The following is a 15,855-nucleotide window of genomic DNA, read 5'->3' as shown; positions in this document are numbered from 1 at the left end:
TGTGCGCAAGGTGAGACGCCCTGAAGCAGGTTCTGCCTGCTCGTACCCGTTGCCGATACTAAATTCTCGGTGTTCCTGCTCCGACGCTCGAATCTCTCAATTGTTCGGTGACACTTCCGATCGGGGTTACACCCCGGGCGCAGACCTCTCTCAGAATCCGGTCGAGTTCGGTGAGGAAATTCACCATGGTTTCGTTCGCCGTCTCGGTGTCCGGGAAGCGCGACCGCAGCGAGAGACCACGGTTCGTTCGCGAAATCCAGAACTGGGCATCGTCGGCGACCGTCACGTTGCTGATGTGATGAGCGTTGAGGAGATCGTGATCGTCGGTGCCGGGCAGTTTGCGGTAATCGATGTACGACACCATGAAGACGTCGGTGCGCGTGCGTCGAATCTTGTCGCCCAAAGCATCTCGAACCTGAGCCATGGTGACGCCCTCGAGCGTCAACGCAACTCGGAACGACGCGTGCGTATGTGCAAGGGATGCACCGAAATCCGCGTCGGGAGTGATCCGGACCGTGATCGGCGCGCTGGTGGTGAGCCAGCCGATCGCGTCGGCCCAACGGGGATCTTTGCGGATGTGCAGCGGGAATTGCAGGGGAAGCGTCGCCTGTCCGGTGTACGAGTGGACGGAAAGACCCATCGCAGTGAGGATTCCGGTGAACACGCTACCGCCGGCGGACAGGCAGATCTCGTCGAACGTCGCCGTCAGCTCCTCGTCGAGCAGCACGCGCACATCGGCGCCCTGCGGCGCTGGCTTTCCGCCCTCGACGCCGAGATCCAAGGGGAAACTCGGTGAAGTACCACCGCAAATCTCGTAGAACCTTGCCCACTCCCGGATTCGAGGGTCGTTGTCGACGGGAAGTAGAGCGTCGGCCTCCAGTTCGCAGTACCGCACGAAACTTCCCGGGTCACCCAGTCGGCTCATCACTGCGTCGACCGCCGAGTGGTCGGTCAGGTCGGGTAGGGCGATCAGTCCCTCGTAGATCTGTCGCAGTTCCCCGAGTGCGATGACCAACGAGTACCCGTCGACCAGTGTGTGATCGAAGGCGCTCAGGACTGTGTAGTGCTCTTCGCGTTCGACCGTGGCAAATGTGTAGGCAGGGAAGGTCAGTGGATCGCAGACCGTCGTGAATCGCTTCTTGAGGTGCGCTCGCAGATTCTCGGTGGAATCGAACTTCAGCGGTTCCGAAGTCTCGATATGTGTGCCGTCGGGGTCGAGACCCATTCGGGTGGTGGTGAACTCGCCGACCTCGAACCCTGTGTGCAGCGTGTCATGGCGACTGATGAACAGGCGCAACGCGAGATCGAGTGCCGGCCGATTCAGTTCGCCCGGAAGATCGAATGCCGCTGCCATCCATACGCTCCGGCCCATGCCGTGTGTTCGCGCAGTTTCGAGATGAAAATGCTGGTTGTACGACGGTGGTACCTCGGACTCGGTGACGGCACCGTCTGCAGGCCGGAGCGACCATTCGGTGACGATTCCCGGCTCGAGTCCGTATCGATCGATCGAGGTGACATGCATCAGGACGCTCCCTCTGGTGCCGAGAACGAGTAGTCGCCCTGAGCTGCAACAGTTTTGATGATGGTGGAGACATGCTCGGCGAAGCGGGTGGCAGATTCGTGCGCCGTGGGGGTGTCAGGGTGTGACACGGCGATCCAGGTACCGGTGTGCATCCGGTTGATCCACATCGATGCGATCTGAGTCTCTTTGCCGCCGACGATTCCCGTTGCCTTCGTCTCGGCGTAACTGTATGGATCGGGCATGCGTCGGCCGTCGATGTACGAGACGATCGGCGGCGGGGTGAGCGTCTTCGACAGGCCGCCGGGAGCGGAAGAATTCTCGTCCGACATGCTGGAGAGAACGAGGTCGATGACTTGCTGAACGGAAACGTCCAACAGCGCTTTGCCGTCGTGGTAACCCTGCTGCCCGACTTTCGCCAACTCGGTGAAACGTCGCTTGTCGTCGACGTCTATTCCCACGGGGATCAGGTTGATGTACCAACCCTGCGCAAACGAGTCGGCCTCGGTTCGCGTGCTGACCGGCGAGAGAGCGATGTACTTGTCGCGCCCGGCCAGCTCGAATTCCGCGATCGCGAGTGCCGTGAAGATCCCGCCGATGAAGTTGGCCCCGTTGGCTTTACAGATCGCACCGAACTTTTCGCATTCGACGTCGTCGGCCAAATCGAAGCGTGAACCGATTGCCGGTTTGGGGGCGTCCTCGGCGCCCAGCGGGAGAGGAAATCCGGGGAACGAGCCGCCGCTGCGCATGAGGTAACCGAGCCACTTGTGAACTTCGGGTGACTGCATCGTCAGTTCGGTTGTCCGCTCGCGCTCGATACGGCCGAACTGCGCGTAACTTCCCGCCGGGCCCAGTTCGGGATGTGACCCGGTCGTTTCCGCTGCGTAGAGCTGACGCAATTCCGCGTACATCAGCACCATCGAGTTCATGTCCGAATGAGCGTGGTCGACGGCATGGAACAGGGTGAAACCGGGCGCGGTTTCCGTGTCGGTGTGATCGTGCTCGACGGCACCGAAGACGAATGCCGGCCACTGCAGCGCGCTGGTTTCCGTGGCGAACTTGGTTGCGACGAGCGCTCGGATCGCCTCGGATTCGGAGACGTCGTCGCCGACGCGGTACTCGAGTTCGATTCCCTCGACCGGCACGACGTGACGACGGACCTCGAACGAGGTGTCCGCAGCGTCAGTGGTGGCCTCGTCGAACGAGAACCAACTGTGGAGTGTGTCGTGGCGACGGACGTAGCGCTGCAGGGCCCTGGTCATGGCGTCGCGGTCGAGAGTTCCGGCGAAATCGAAGGCGATGCCGATCCATGGAGACTGCGGATCGCCCTTCTCTGCGGTGACGCGGGCGCGTCGCAAGTGGCGATCCTGCATCGTGGTCGGGGGTAGTTCTCGGTCGATCTCGGCTTCGGCGGCTCTCTGAGCGGAAGCATGCGTGACGCCCCATTCGATTACCCGTCCAGGAAGCGGGTGCCAATGGGTGATCAGGTTCAGATCCATCGAGTAAGAACTCCTGCGTGTGTCGTCGAGAAGCCTGCTCTGAAAATGGGCAGACGACGAACTATCCCATCTGGGGGACTGAATTGTCCGAAATACTACAATCTAAACAAGAACAGGTTCTAGAAGCGTCCTGTTCGATTAGGATCATTCGGTGCTTCCGGACCCTTTAGGTGACGCTGTCGGCGCCGACCACAAGGGCGGACGGCGAGCTGGTTCTCTGACGCCTTGGCTCGGGTTGGCGACGAGTCTGGCAGCGGCATTCATGCAGCTTCTCGATGCGACCATCGTCAACGTCGCGCTCCCGAGTATCGCCGTCGATCTTCGAGCCGGCGTCTCGGCGCAGTTGCTCATGGTCAGCGTGTACATCCTGGCTTTTGCCTGTTCGTTGATCACTGCGGCCCGGCTGGGGGACCTGTTCGGTCGCAGAGTCGTATTTCTGACGGCACTCTCCGTGTTCGTCGCCGCCTCGTTGCTGTGCGGGCTCGCTCAGAGCGCGACGATGCTGATCGTCTTCCGCGGTCTGCAAGGTCTGGCGGCCGGTTCGATGTCCGCGCAGACCTTTGCCATAATCTCCGGTCTGTTTCCGAAGGCGAGGCATCCGCGGGTATTCGGGATTTACGGCGCGACGATAGGGCTGGCAACGGTCAGCGGGCCTCTGGTGGGCGGACTGCTGATCGAGTGGAATCTCTTCGACTGGGGCTGGCGCCTGATCTTCTTCGTCAACATCCCGATCGGCGTCGCCGCCTTGATTCTCGGGTATTTCCATCTCGTCGATGCTCGCGCTGAGCATGTGCGCTCACTGGACCTCATCGGCGCCGCGCTGTCGTCGTTGGCACTGTTTCTGCTGATCCTTCCCCTGGCTGAGGGAAGGGCGCGTGGATGGCCTACAGGTCTTGTCGTAATGCTCACGATGTCGGTGCCGGTGGCATTGGCCTTCGTGCTCTACGAATCGCGGCTGGGGAAACGCGGCGGTGATCCCGTCCTTCGGCTCGAACTCTTCCGCGACCGAGCGTTTGCGATCGGCGCGGTTCTTGCGTTCGTGTTCTTCGGAACCCTGACGTCCCTGATCTTCACCATCAGTCTCACGCTTCAGTTCGGCTTCGGGTTCTCCGCATTGCGAGCGGGCGTCATGACGCTGCCGTGGGCCGTCGGAATGGGCGTGGCGGCGGTTCTCTCGTCGGCGGTGTACCGCATGCTCGGAAACCGCGTCCTGATCCTGGGGATGGTCGTCTTTGCCGGCTCGCTGATCGCGTTGTCGGTCATCCTCGAGCACGAAGGAACCGATCCGCGCTGGCTCGCGCTCGCCGGCCCGCTGCTTCTCGGAGGCGCAGGGCTCGGACTGTTCGTGGCACCGCTGCAAACCGCGATCCTCGCGACGGTCGAACCCGCGCACGCGGGTTCGGTGTCGGGTCTGCTTCCGACCGTTCAGCAGGTTGGCAGCTCCATCGGACTGGCCTTGATCGGAGTGGTGTTCTTCTCGCTCGTCGCTGGGCAAGCTCCGCAAGCAGTGCAGGGGGAGCGGCCTGAGTATGTTGCGAATCTTGAAGCCGCCGGGGTGAGTCCTGGTCTCGTCGATATCGCCGAAAAGGCATTTGTCGATTGCGCGACAAGCCAATTGGCGTCCGGAACGCCGATGGAGGTGGCGCCGGAGTGTCGCCGCGAAGGAACTGCCGGCCCCGGGGGGCAATCCGTTCAGGTGGCAGTTGATGCCGCGTACGCATCTACTCGGGCGGCGGCCGGCGAAGCATTTCTCGAAGCTCAGCGCCGTGTACTCGCGATCATCGCAGCAATTGCGCTCGGTATCGGATTGGCGTCGACTGCCCTACCTCGGGTCAATTCGCCAGTCTGAGAATTGCTCTTGACTCGAACGGGTGTTCGAGTACCCTGTGTTTCAGGGGATCGGGGGATTCAATGAGTGTTCTGTTGTCGGATGTGGTGGCTGGTTCTGCGGTGGGGTTACGCGGACGTCTGTGGCAGTTGACGGCTGCCGAGTTGCGTGAGGCTGCTATCCGAGGCGAGTGCGGAGATTCTGCGCCTGGAAGCCGTTCGGGTGGCGGTGGTCGACGAGTTGTCGTTGCGCCCGGATGATCAGGTGATCGCCAGTCGCGGGGTGGGTGCGTGGTTGGCGGCGAACACGATGCTGCAGGTGCGGGACGGGAAGAAGATCGCCGCCCTCGGTGTTGCGCTGCGGCCGTTTCCGGCAGTGGCAGCTCGGTTCGATTGCGGGGATTGTTCGTTCGAGCACGCCGTGTTGATCGTCTCGTTTTGTGAGTCGCCGCCGAAGGGGATGCCGGACGAAGCGATGCCTCGCTGCATCGACTTGTTGTTGGCTGCCGCCTCCGGTGTGGAAGCAACGACCACGAAGGTGCGGAACGTCATCGCGACGTTGGAGCGAATCTTCGAATCCGATGAAATTCCACCCGCCGAAGACGTCGACCGCAACGAACTCCGCATCGCGTCGACCTTGAATGGTCGGGTGGTGGTGCGTGGCGATTTCGACGCCCTCACCGGCGAAATGCTGCTGTCGGCTCTGTCGAATCTGACGATGCCCACCCCGGCACCGGACGGAACCCCCGATGCCCGGTCCGCGGCGAAGCGGACCGCGGACGGGTTCACCGAACTGATCCGCCGCTATCTGGACTGCGCGAAGACCGGTATGGATGGTGGGCAGCGGCCGCACGTGAACGTGCACATCAATGCCCGGGATCTCGCCGAGCACCGCGATTGCGCCGCGACACCCACTGGTGGTGGGTCTGTGTCGGATCTCGATGTGGGGCACATGCCCTGGCTGGGACCGCTGTCGGTGTCACAGACCAGGCTTCTCGGGTGCGACTGTTTCCTGTCCACTGTCCTACTCGATGATCACGGAGCGCCGCTCGATGCGAAACCCGGAAAACGATTGGTCACCGCCGAACAGAGAGTGGCGCTGATCGCGAGAGATAAAGGCTGCGCGTTCCCCGGCTGCACATGCGTGCCCGCCTGGACCGATGCGCACCATATCCGGCACTGGGCCAACGGCGGCCCGACGGTGATGAACAACCTGGTCCTGCTGTGCCGTTCACATCACCGGCTGATGCACCGCAAATCCGGGTTCGTCGGAAAGTGGGAGATCCGGATCGGGGTCGACAACAAACCGTGGTTCATCCCACCGCCGTCGATCGACCCCCAGCGGCACCCGCGGCCGGCGAACACCACCTTCACAACCTGAGGGAGCAATCCTTTTCGGGGACAACATGAAACGACCAGCTTCGCATCGATTTGGACCCGATGCGAGGCTGGTCGTCGTGCTTTGCGAACTCGTGCTTGGAAATTCGTGTCAGAAGATGCTCTGAGTGCGCCAGAGATCCGAGACGGAAACTCCCACACGCTCGAGAAGCGTTCGCACCAAAGGTAATCCGATACCGATGACACTCGAGGGATCGCCTTCGATCCTCTCCACGAACCAGCCGCCGAGACTGTCGAGCGTGAAGGCTCCGGCGACTTGGAGAGGTTCGCCCGTTGCCAGGTATGCCTCGAGATCTTCGGTGGACGGTTGCGCGAAATGAACGACTGTTGCGCTGTGATCCGAGGCCATGCGAACGATGCGGCCGTCGGCGACGCGCAGGACACAGTGCCCGGTCAAGAGAGTGGCGCTGCGTCCGGCCATTGCGGCCCATCGCTTTCGGGCGATATCGACGCTGCCCGGCTTGCCTTGAAGTTGCCCGTCGATCAGGAGCATCGAATCGCACCCGACTACGACTACGTCGGTGAGATTGTCGGCGGCAAGACCGGGAACGATCTCGGCGGCCTTGGCCTCCGCCAGCACCGTCACGACTTTTTCGGGAGCGGCGTCGGGGCCGAGGTTGTCGGCAATCTTGTCCTCGTCGACACCGGAGACACGTACAAGCGGCGAAACCCCGGCCGCCCGCAGAACTGCGAGGCGAGCCGGGGACGCTGAAGCCAGAACCAGTTGAGTCACGTCAGCAGAGTGATCGTCAGCTGCGACGGATCGCGGGGTTCAGGTACGCGTACGGCGAGAACGGCGCACGCGTGCGGTGGAACTGAGTCGGATCGCCCCAGGTCTCCGCGGGAATGTTCGACTCGGGAGCTTGACCGCTGCCGGCAGCGGCAGCGAGCACGCTGACGAGTGCTGCGATCTCGACGTCGGTGGGTGAACCCTTGACGATCTTGATGACCGACGCGTCGGATGTCGACGTCTCGGTCAGCTCCGTGAGCGACGCGTCCGTCGCGGTTCCCTCGACTACCGCACCGTTGGTCGGTGCAGTCTCCGCCAGTGCGACATCTTCGCTGAGAATGTCCTCGGTGGTTGCGGTCATAGGGGAATGTTCCCATGCTTCTTGGGCGGAAGGGAAACGGCCTTGCGCTCGAGCAGTCGCAATGCGGAGACGATCTGTCCGCGGGTGTGCGACGGAGGAATCACAGCGTCGACGTATCCGCGCTCGGCGGCGACGTACGGGTTGACGAGGGTGTCCTCGTACTCGTTCTGCAGCTTGAGGCGCAGTGCATCGACGTCTTCGCCGTTCTTGGCGGCTTCGAGAAGCTGCTTGCGGTAGACGAATCCGACTGCTCCGGATGCACCCATGACGGCGATCTGAGCGGTCGGCCATGCCAGGTTCACGTCGGCGCCCATGTGCTTGGAGCCCATGACGTCGTACGCTCCGCCGTAAGCCTTGCGGGTGATGACCGTGATCTTTCCGACCGTTGCTTCGCCGTACGCGTAGAGGAGCTTCGCGCCGCGACGAATGATGCCGTTGTATTCCTGCTCGGTTCCGGGAAGGAAGCCGGGAACGTCGACGAGGGTGATGATCGGGACGTTGAATGCGTCGCAGGTGCGCACGAAGCGTGCGGCCTTCTCCGAGGCGTCGATGTCGAGGCAGCCCGCGAACTGGGTGGGCTGGTTGGCGACGATGCCGACCGAGCGGCCGTCGACGCGACCGAAACCGACGATGATGTTCATCGCGCGCTCGGCCTGGACCTCGAGGAACTCGTCGTCGTCGAGGATGCGACGGATGACCTCGTGCATGTCGTACGGCTGGTTGGCCGAATCCGGGATGAGGGTGTCGAGTTCGATGTCCTCGGCGGTCAGACTGTCTTCGATCGAACCGACGATCGGGTCGGTGATCTCGCCGCGGGGAGCTGCTGCCTGGTTGTTGGACGGCAGGTAGCTGAGCAGGTCCTTGACGTAGTCGAGGGCATCCTGCTCGCCGGAAGCGACGTAGTGTGCGACGCCGGACTTGACCATGTGGGTGCGAGCACCGCCGAGGTCTTCCATCGTGACGTCTTCACCGGTGACCGTCTTGATGACGTCGGGGCCGGTGACGAACATCTGGGAGGTCTCGTCGACCATCACGACGAAGTCGGTCAGCGCGGGGGAGTAGACGTGGCCGCCGGCGGCGGGTCCCATGATCAGTGAGATCTGGGGGATGACGCCGGATGCCTGGACATTGCGATGGAAGATCTCGCCGTAGAGGCCGAGCGAGACGACGCCTTCCTGGATGCGCGCGCCTGCACCTTCGTTGATGCCGACGAGGGGGCGACCGGTGCGGATCGCGAGGTCCATCACCTTGACGATCTTCTCACCGTAGATTTCGCCGAGCGATCCGCCGAAAACGGTGGCGTCCTGTGAGAAGACACAGACGTCGCGGCCGTCGATGGTGCCGTAACCGGTGACGACGCCGTCGCCGACCGGGCGGTTGTCAGCGAGACCGAAGTTCACACTCCGGTGCCGTGCCAGTGCGTCGAGTTCGACGAAGGAGCCCTCGTCGAGGAGGGCGGTGATGCGCTCGCGGGCGGTCAGCTTGCCTTTGGCGTGCACCTTGTCGATGGCGGCTTCGCCGCTCGGTGCCTGCGCCTGGGCTTGGCGATTCCGCAGGTCCGCGAGCTTTCCCGCGGTCGTGTGGATATCGGGTGCGGCCGCCGCCTCCGGCGCGTTCGGCTCTTGGACAGTGGTCATGGACGTGAGCTTAACGAGAGTGCGTGGGGGGCTTCGAAGGCAGGTCCGATTGTCGCTGTCTTGCAGGCTCAAGCTACTGACCAGTACATTCTCGCTGTCGTCATAGGCTGGGACTATGTGGACCGACTTGAACCGACCGCCCCTCGACGGCAATGCCCTACGGCGCGCACTCGTGCGCAGTGACAACGATGACGCGCGCGTTTTCTGGAACCGCCTCGACGTGGTCGAGGAGACCGGCTCGACGAACGCGGATCTCCTTGCGCGAGCGGCAGATCCGGATGCAGACCGTCACGTTCTGATCGCCGAATATCAGGCGAGTGCCCGCGGCCGTCATTCGCGCACCTGGGTGAGTCCGCCGCAAGCGCAGATCTCGATGTCGGTTCTGCTGTCGATGCCCGGAATGAATCTCACGGACATGGGTTGGCTCCCGCTGCTGTCGGGAATCGCGGTCGTCGACGCGCTGCGCAACGTGGCCGAAGTGCCCGCAGAACTCAAGTGGCCGAACGACGTTCTCATCGGCGACAAGAAGGTTGCCGGAATTCTGGCCGAGGTGGCAAGGACTGCGCCCGATCCCGCGGTGGTGGTGGGCATCGGGTTGAACGTGAGCCTGGGTGTGGAGGAGCTGCCCGTCCCGACCGCTACATCACTCCTCGTCGAAGAAGCATCGACTGTCGACCGCGACACCCTCGTTCGAGCAATCGCCCGTGAGTTGGCGACGCAGTTCCGTGCTTGGGAATCATCGAAATGGGATACATCTGTGTTGGCTGCCGAATACCGGCAGCGCTGCGGGACGCTGGGCAAACGAGTCCGCGCGGTCTTGCCGGGCGACAAGGAGGTGTTCGGTATCGCGACCGACGTCGACACTTCCGGCCGCGTCGTCATCGAGATCGAGGGAACAGATGGGAAGACCTTTGCGGTCGCTGCGGGTGATATCACGCACCTTCGGGCCGCCCCGGTAGCCGAATCATGAGCCTTGCCGGATTTTCTGGCACCAAAGTGCTAATTTTTGGCCCTGGCCGGTTTTCGAACCAACCGTCCGTCCTTCATTTCACTTAACTGCGGGATCTACTGAGCTGCCTAGGGGCGTCATGACCACACCGATCGTTGTTCCGACCGAAGCCGAGACGGCCGAGAGCGCTCGCCGCGTACTCACCGGCGTGACGGTGCTGCTCGGTGTCCTCACATTGGGCCTGGGTATCGCGGTACTCGCATGGCCGGATGCCACCCTTTTCGTGGTCGCGGTGGTCATTGCAATTCAGTTGTTCGGATTCGGAATCGTCCAGATCATCCGTTCGTTCGCGGACGTGACGGCTTCAGGTGGAACTCGGACGCTTGTCGCGATCTCCGGCGCGTTGGCAGTGCTCCTCGGATTCCTGGTTCTCCGTAGCCCTTTGCAGACGGTGGTTCTGATCGCACTGGTGATCGGTGCCTGGTGGGTATTCCGCGGCGTTCTCGATCTGGTCGACGCAGCGTCCGGGCACACCGTCGATCGCGGTCTGTCGATCGTGCTCGGAGTCATCAGCATCGTCGCGGGCGCGATCGTCCTTCTGCAGCCCGAACTCTCGCTCGACGTCTTCCGCATCGTGGTCGGCGTATGGATGGTGCTGTACGGCATCATCATCGTCGTGACCCCGCTGGTGCTGCGAAAGATCGCGCAGCCCTGAGCGTGCCCTGAAGATGGGTGTGCCTGAAAGTCGGTGTGCCTGAAAGTCGGTGCGGGGTGGCAGACTTCCCGTCATGGGATATCCCGAAGACGCCCTCGCTCAGGACGAGGAACTGATACTGCATCGCCATCCTCATTGGAAGATGTTGGTGCTTCCGGCGCTGACGTTCGTGCTTGCGACGGCCGTCGCCGGGTTCTTGTTGGGCCTCGCACAGACGAGATTGGACGGCACGGCTCGCACCGTGTCGTCCATTGCCGTCGGAATCATCTGGCTCGGCGTCGTGGCCTGGCGATCGGTTGCGCCGTTCACGGTCTGGAAGTTCACGCATTTCATCGTCACCGATCGGCGGGTGCTCATCCGCCACGGAGTGCTCACGCATACCGGTATCGACATTCCCATGGGGCGGATCAGCAATGTTCAGTTCCGCCACGGACTGATCGATCGAATGCTCAAGACCGGAACTCTGGTCATCGCATCGGCCAGTGACGATCCGCTCGAGTTCGACGACATTCCGGATGTCGAGCATGTTCACGCCCTCCTGTATCACCAGGTTTTCGATTCAACGCAGCAGCCGCCACAGCAGCCACTGCAGCGGCCGATCGTCGAAAACGACGACCCGAACGATCGAAATGGCTGGTAATCAACGTGCAAAGGCGTGTTGTCCGTAGTCTGTTCGTGTGACTGCCGTATTGCTAGCCGAAGACGACGAGGCCATTGCCGCACCCCTTTCCCGTGCATTGGGACGTGAAGGGTATTCGGTGACCGTCGAACCGACCGGACCCGCTGCGTTGCAGCAGGCGCTCGAAGGTGATTTCGATCTGTTGATTCTCGATCTCGGCCTTCCGGGCATGGACGGCCTCGAGGTCTGTCGACAGATCCGCGCGCATCGCACCTCGCTCGCCGTGCTGATGTTGACCGCCAGAACCGACGAAGTCGACTTCGTGGTCGGGTTGGACGCGGGCGCCGACGACTACGTCAGCAAGCCGTTTCGTCTCGCCGAGTTGATGGCACGTGTGCGAGCACTCCTGCGTCGCCACGGTGGCCGTGAGGACACGATCGTCGAGGTCGGTGGCATCAGACTCGAGCCCGCGGCACGACGCGTACTCGTCAACGGTTCCGAAATCGCCTTGGCCAACAAGGAATACGAGCTTCTGCGGGTCCTCCTCGAGCATGCCGGGGAAGTAGTCTCGCGCGATACGATCCTTCGTGAGGTGTGGGGCGACGTCGAGCTTCGTGGATCGAAGACGCTCGACATGCACATGTCGTGGCTGCGCCGCAAGATCGGTGACGAGGGCCCCGCCGTGGAACGCAGAATTGCCACCGTCCGCGGTGTCGGTTTCCGAATCAACACCGACTAGCAACTCGAGAACCAGGAACTGCCGGCATGCGGCGTCGCATATTGCAGTCGATTCTCGCTGTCGTGATCATGACGGCGTTGCTGCTGGGAGTTCCGCTGATCTACACGGCGTGGCTCTGGGTGGAGGACGTGACGCGCAGTGACCTCCGGGTGCGACTCGACCGGATGGCCGCCGAGGTCATCGCACAGGAGGGCACCAACGGACTCGTCGAAGGTGCGTTGAACACCGATTCGCTCAAGGTCCTCACCCCGAACGACGGGCGCCTCGTCGTCGTGTATCCGACCGTCGTCGACGGCGCCGCGCGCGTCGACGTCGGTGAGGCGACAGTCAAGAACGCACTCGTCGAATCGCTCGCGATGGGAACCTCAGGCTCGTTGCGCCTCGAGGTGCCGTCGGAGAACCTGCGCACCCAGCAGAAGCAAGCGGTGATGGCCGTCGGTGTGCTCGTGCTTCTGTCCATCACGGCAGGCACCGTCGTCGCCGTGGTCACTGCGCGTCGGCTGGCCGATCCGCTGCAGGATGTGGCCGACCGGGCGGCGCGCCTCGCCGAAGGTGACTTCCGGCCGGATCCTCGTCGGCACGACATCCCCGAACTCGACCGCGTGTCCGACGTGCTCGACGCGGCAACGGTGGAGATTTCGGTGCGGCTGCAACGAGAGCGCGCGCTGGTTGCGGACGTCTCGCATCAACTGCGCAGTCGACTGACTGCGGTGCGGCTGCGCCTGGACGAGTTGTCCGTTCACGAAGATCCTGACGTCGTGAACGAGGCCGAGGAAGCCATGGCGCAAGTAGACAGGCTCACCGACGGAATCGACGACCTGATTCGCTCGTCGCGCACCAGCGGATCGTCGGCGAGCCTGGTGTCGGTGGTCGGCGAGCTGGAACAGGTGACCCGCGACTGGCAGGCTCAGTTCGACGGAGAGGGGCGCAGGCTCCGCCTACGCGGCGATCGGACAGTGATGGCTGCAACCACAGGTTCGCGTCTGCGTGAAGCTGTTTCCGTTCTGGTCGACAATTCGTTCGAACACGGTGAAGGCACGTGCACGGTGTCTGTCCGATTGATCGACGGTACCGGTCGCAGTTCGTCTCGTCGTGACTCGATGGTGTGCGTCGAGGTCACCGACGAGGGCTCCGGCGTGGAGAACGATCTTGCACCGCACATCTTCGACAGAGGATTTTCGGGGGCCGGGTCCACCGGCGTCGGGTTGGCGCTCGCACGTGCACTGATCGAAGCCGACGGGGGCCGACTGGAACTGCAGAGGCGTAAGCCTGCCTTGTTCGCCGTCTTCTTGCCGGTGGCCAACACTGCTCCGCCCGCGGACGTCGTTCCGCACCGCGAACCGCGCTGACCGAAAGGCTCGCGCAGACGGAAAACTCAGGAGTGCCCGAGTTCCTCTTCGGCGTCAGGAATGACCGGGTCAGGCGCTGTGGTTTCGGTTAACGCCGTGGTTTCGGACAATCCCGTGGTGTCGGATAGTTCGAGCGGTTCCGGATTCTCGTCGGGAAACACGAACTTGCGGAAGGCCCAGAATCGGAACGCCATCTGCAGCAGGTTGCCGATGACGTACGCACTGATGAAGTCGGCGATGTTCTCCGTCGCCAAGCTGACTTCGGGTACGCGCAGGTTGAAGACGTAACTGGAGATGTACAGCGGGATGAAGCTGATGACGACGCCGATGGCGCTGATGATGAAGAACAGGGCAGCCTCGTGCGCTGGTTCACGGCCACCACGGTTCTTGAACGACCACTCGCGGTTGAGAATGTACGACGCGATCACCGCGACGACGCCGGCGATGATCTTGGCCGTGATCGGCTTGGATTCGAGGATCGACAGCTTGAGTGTGTAGAAGATGCCGGAGTCGATCAGGAAGGTCGTTCCGCCGACGATCGCGAATTTGATCAGCTCGCTGTGACGCAGAGCGATGTCACGAAACGGTTGGGGTATGCGGGCAATGACCCCGTCGACAAATGGCACAACAGATGAGTTTACGAAACGAAACCGCGTTACCACCAATTTGCCGCGGATTCATCAGCAGAATCACAGATTGGGAACGCTGAATGAACGGGCGAACGCGGCACATGACAACATAGAGAGCCGTGACCGGCAACAACGATCCCGCGCAGATCCCCGCCCGCCCGACCACCCCTCGACCGGCAAAAGCATCCATGCCCGTCGTCACCATGATCGGTGGCGGACAGTTGGCCAGGATGACCCACCAGGCGGCGGTGGCCCTGGGCCAGACGCTCCGAGTGCTCTCCGGGACTGCGGACGAGCCGGCAGCTCAGGTCAGCCCCGACGTCGTGCTGGGTAGCCACACCGACCTCGACGCTCTTCGCCGCGCAGCGGTCGGTTCCAACGCGTTGACGTTCGACCACGAGCACGTGCCGACCGAACATCTCGAGGTTCTTGTTGCCGAAGGCGTGAACGTTCAGCCTCCGCCGCACGCTCTGATCTTCGCTCAGGACAAACTGCTGATGCGTCGCAAACTTGCCGAACTGGGCGCACCCGTACCGGCGTACGCCGAAGTGACGTGGGCAGAAGACGTCGTGCGTTTCGGTGCCGAACACGGTTGGCCGCTTGTCATCAAGGCAACACGCGGAGGCTACGACGGCCGGGGCGTCTGGATCACCGACGATCAGGACGAAGCAGAAGCCATTGTCACCGAGCAGCTGAACAAGGGTGTTCCACTGATCGTCGAGGAAATGGTCTCGATGCGTCGGGAACTGTCCGCCATGGTTGCGCGGTCACCGTTCGGGCAGGGTGCTACGTGGCCGGTCGTCGAGACCGTTCAGCGCAACGGCCAGTGCGCCGTCGTGATCGCACCTGCCCCCGAGCTGTCGAGTGCCGTTGCCGAGGAAGCCGAGCAATTGGCGCTGCGCATCGCGTCCGAACTCGGCGTCGTCGGCTCGATGGCCGTCGAACTCTTCGAGACGACGGACGGCACTCTCGTGGTCAACGAGTTGGCGATGCGCCCGCACAATTCCGGTCACTGGACGATGGACGGCGCCCGCACCTCTCAGTTCGAACAGCATCTGCGCGCGGTTCTCGACTACCCGCTCGGAGACACCTCGCCGATCGCTCCGGTCACCGTGATGGCGAACGTTCTGGGTGCACCGGAAGCGCCCGAGATGACGATGGACGAGCGTGTCCATCACCTGTTCGCTCGGATGCCCGACGCGAAGATCCACCTGTACGGCAAGGGTGAGCGCAAGGACCGCAAGATCGGGCACGTCAACATCGTGGGCGGCGCCGGATCCATCGACGATCCGAATTATGTTGCCGCAGTTCGGGAACGCGCCGAGCGGGCAGCACATTGGCTTTCGTACGCAGTTTGGACCGACGGATGGGATGTACACGGTGAGTGAGAGCGCGCAGGTCGGCCTGATCATGGGCAGCGATTCGGATTGGCCGACCATGGAAGCGGCAGCCGAAGCGTTGGCCGAATTCGGTATCCGCTTCGAGGTCGGAGTCGTCTCGGCGCACCGTACGCCTCAGCGGATGCTCGACTACGCCAAGGACGCCGCCGGCCGCGGAATCAAGGTCATCATCGCCGGTGCCGGTGGCGCCGCACACCTTCCGGGCATGGTTGCCTCGGCAACGCCGCTGCCCGTCATCGGAGTTCCGGTGCCGCTCAAGTACCTCGACGGTATGGATTCGCTGCTCTCGATCGTCCAGATGCCGGCCGGTGTCCCGGTGGCAACAGTGTCGATCGGCGGGGCTCGCAACGCCGGTCTGCTGGCCGCCCGGATTCTCGGCGCTTCCGATCCCGCACTGCAGCAGCGGATGGTGGCATTCCAGGAGAGCCTCGAGTCGATGGTGCTCGACAAGGACAAGGCGCTTCGCGAGAAACTGCTGGACTGA

General features: G+C 62.7%; 14 protein-coding genes and 1 pseudogene. 9 read left to right on the top strand and 6 right to left on the bottom strand.

Annotated features, from left to right (window positions below):
* Window positions 1-58: 58 nt before the first annotated feature.
* Both I7X09_RS03340 and I7X09_RS03335 read right to left on the bottom strand, forming a co-directional pair.
* Window positions 59-1,522: a condensation domain-containing protein gene (locus I7X09_RS03340; protein ID WP_124566427.1), complete on the bottom strand. Its 1,464-nt coding sequence runs from the start codon at window positions 1,520-1,522 to the stop codon at window positions 59-61.
* Window positions 1,522-3,018, bottom strand: coding sequence for a condensation domain-containing protein (locus tag I7X09_RS03335; RefSeq protein WP_095969061.1), 1,497 nt, complete (start codon window positions 3,016-3,018; stop codon window positions 1,522-1,524). The genes I7X09_RS03340 and I7X09_RS03335 overlap by 1 nt, the downstream gene beginning before the upstream one ends.
* Before the next feature lie 151 nt (window positions 3,019-3,169).
* Here I7X09_RS03335 and I7X09_RS03330 point away from each other — a divergent pair, with 151 nt between their 5' ends.
* Together I7X09_RS03330 and I7X09_RS03325 are read left to right on the top strand one after the other, a co-directional pair.
* The gene (locus I7X09_RS03330; protein ID WP_124566425.1) at window positions 3,170-4,867 is read left to right on the top strand and encodes an MFS transporter; all 1,698 of its coding nucleotides are present in this window, start codon (window positions 3,170-3,172) and stop codon (window positions 4,865-4,867) included.
* Between the two features lie 62 nt (window positions 4,868-4,929).
* Window positions 4,930-6,226 (top strand): annotated as a pseudogene (locus I7X09_RS03325) (DUF222 domain-containing protein).
* Window positions 6,227-6,334: 108 nt separating this feature from the next.
* On the opposite strand, the gene I7X09_RS03320 reads toward I7X09_RS03325, so the two are convergent.
* The 3 genes from I7X09_RS03320 to I7X09_RS03310 are packed head-to-tail and all read right to left on the bottom strand — an operon-like array spanning window position 6,335 to window position 8,971.
* Window positions 6,335-6,976, bottom strand: a complete 642-nt coding sequence (locus tag I7X09_RS03320; protein WP_007731146.1) for a Maf family protein — start codon at window positions 6,974-6,976, stop codon at window positions 6,335-6,337.
* A 16-nt stretch (window positions 6,977-6,992) separates the two neighbouring features.
* Window positions 6,993-7,334: an acyl-CoA carboxylase epsilon subunit gene (locus tag I7X09_RS03315; protein ID WP_200315558.1), complete on the bottom strand. Its 342-nt coding sequence runs from the start codon at window positions 7,332-7,334 to the stop codon at window positions 6,993-6,995.
* Window positions 7,331-8,971 (bottom strand): acyl-CoA carboxylase subunit beta, encoded by a 1,641-nt coding sequence (locus I7X09_RS03310; RefSeq protein ID WP_003940853.1) that lies wholly within the window; start codon window positions 8,969-8,971, stop codon window positions 7,331-7,333. The genes I7X09_RS03315 and I7X09_RS03310 overlap by 4 nt, the downstream gene beginning before the upstream one ends.
* Window positions 8,972-9,086: 115 nt before the next feature.
* Between I7X09_RS03310 and I7X09_RS03305 the strand changes: the two genes are divergently transcribed.
* The 5 genes from I7X09_RS03305 (at window position 9,087) to I7X09_RS03285 (ending at window position 13,342) form a co-directional block, all read left to right on the top strand.
* Window positions 9,087-9,941 carry a biotin--[acetyl-CoA-carboxylase] ligase gene (locus tag I7X09_RS03305; RefSeq protein ID WP_200315556.1) on the top strand — a complete coding sequence of 285 codons (855 nt, stop codon included), beginning with the start codon at window positions 9,087-9,089 and terminating at the stop codon, window positions 9,939-9,941.
* 118 nt (window positions 9,942-10,059) lie between these two features.
* A complete protein-coding gene (locus I7X09_RS03300; RefSeq protein ID WP_003941007.1) occupies window positions 10,060-10,635 on the top strand; it encodes an HdeD family acid-resistance protein in 576 nt (191 codons plus the stop codon).
* 73 nt (window positions 10,636-10,708) lie between these two features.
* On the top strand, window positions 10,709-11,275 hold the full coding sequence (locus I7X09_RS03295) for a PH domain-containing protein (RefSeq protein WP_095969067.1): 567 nt from the start codon (window positions 10,709-10,711) through the stop codon (window positions 11,273-11,275).
* Between the two features lie 37 nt (window positions 11,276-11,312).
* The gene (locus tag I7X09_RS03290; RefSeq protein WP_003940916.1) at window positions 11,313-11,993 is read left to right on the top strand and encodes a response regulator transcription factor; all 681 of its coding nucleotides are present in this window, start codon (window positions 11,313-11,315) and stop codon (window positions 11,991-11,993) included.
* Window positions 11,994-12,019: 26 nt separating this feature from the next.
* The gene (locus I7X09_RS03285; protein WP_095969068.1) at window positions 12,020-13,342 is read left to right on the top strand and encodes a sensor histidine kinase; all 1,323 of its coding nucleotides are present in this window, start codon (window positions 12,020-12,022) and stop codon (window positions 13,340-13,342) included.
* A gap of 26 nt (window positions 13,343-13,368) precedes the next feature.
* Here the strand turns inward: I7X09_RS03285 and I7X09_RS03280 are convergent, their stop codons facing one another.
* The gene (locus tag I7X09_RS03280) at window positions 13,369-13,968 is read right to left on the bottom strand and encodes a GtrA family protein (RefSeq protein ID WP_095969069.1); all 600 of its coding nucleotides are present in this window, start codon (window positions 13,966-13,968) and stop codon (window positions 13,369-13,371) included.
* 191 nt (window positions 13,969-14,159) lie between these two features.
* Here I7X09_RS03280 and I7X09_RS03275 point away from each other — a divergent pair, with 191 nt between their 5' ends.
* Entirely contained in the window at window positions 14,160-15,359 is a 1,200-nt protein-coding gene (locus tag I7X09_RS03275; protein ID WP_206029110.1) for a 5-(carboxyamino)imidazole ribonucleotide synthase, read from the top strand.
* Window positions 15,343-15,855: a 5-(carboxyamino)imidazole ribonucleotide mutase gene (gene purE, locus I7X09_RS03270; protein ID WP_200315554.1), complete on the top strand. Its 513-nt coding sequence runs from the start codon at window positions 15,343-15,345 to the stop codon at window positions 15,853-15,855. Before I7X09_RS03275 ends, purE begins: the two co-directional genes overlap by 17 nt.

This window comes from Rhodococcus sp. P-2 (genome assembly GCF_016598535.1).
In the GTDB taxonomy this organism is placed as follows: Bacteria; Actinomycetota; Actinomycetes; order Mycobacteriales; family Mycobacteriaceae; genus Rhodococcus_F; species Rhodococcus_F baikonurensis.
This window is presented reverse-complemented; position numbering and strand designations above follow the sequence as displayed.

What these genes read in the sequence shown, in the direction of transcription:
- I7X09_RS03285 (WP_095969068.1), top strand. Translation starts at nt 12,020, where the DNA reads ATGCGGCGTCGCATATTGCAGTCGATTCTCGCTGTCGTGATCATGACG.
- I7X09_RS03275 (WP_206029110.1), top strand. Translation starts at nt 14,160, where the DNA reads ATGCCCGTCGTCACCATGATCGGTGGCGGACAGTTGGCCAGGATGACC.
- I7X09_RS03315 (WP_200315558.1), bottom strand. Translation starts at nt 7,334, where the DNA reads ATGACCGCAACCACCGAGGACATTCTCAGCGAAGATGTCGCACTGGCG.
- I7X09_RS03295 (WP_095969067.1), top strand. Translation starts at nt 10,709, where the DNA reads ATGGGATATCCCGAAGACGCCCTCGCTCAGGACGAGGAACTGATACTG.
- I7X09_RS03305 (WP_200315556.1), top strand. Translation starts at nt 9,087, where the DNA reads ATGTGGACCGACTTGAACCGACCGCCCCTCGACGGCAATGCCCTACGG.
- I7X09_RS03340 (WP_124566427.1), bottom strand. Translation starts at nt 1,522, where the DNA reads ATGCATGTCACCTCGATCGATCGATACGGACTCGAGCCGGGAATCGTC.
- I7X09_RS03335 (WP_095969061.1), bottom strand. Translation starts at nt 3,018, where the DNA reads ATGGATCTGAACCTGATCACCCATTGGCACCCGCTTCCTGGACGGGTA.
- I7X09_RS03300 (WP_003941007.1), top strand. Translation starts at nt 10,060, where the DNA reads ATGACCACACCGATCGTTGTTCCGACCGAAGCCGAGACGGCCGAGAGC.
- I7X09_RS03310 (WP_003940853.1), bottom strand. Translation starts at nt 8,971, where the DNA reads ATGACCACTGTCCAAGAGCCGAACGCGCCGGAGGCGGCGGCCGCACCC.
- purE (WP_200315554.1), top strand. Translation starts at nt 15,343, where the DNA reads ATGTACACGGTGAGTGAGAGCGCGCAGGTCGGCCTGATCATGGGCAGC.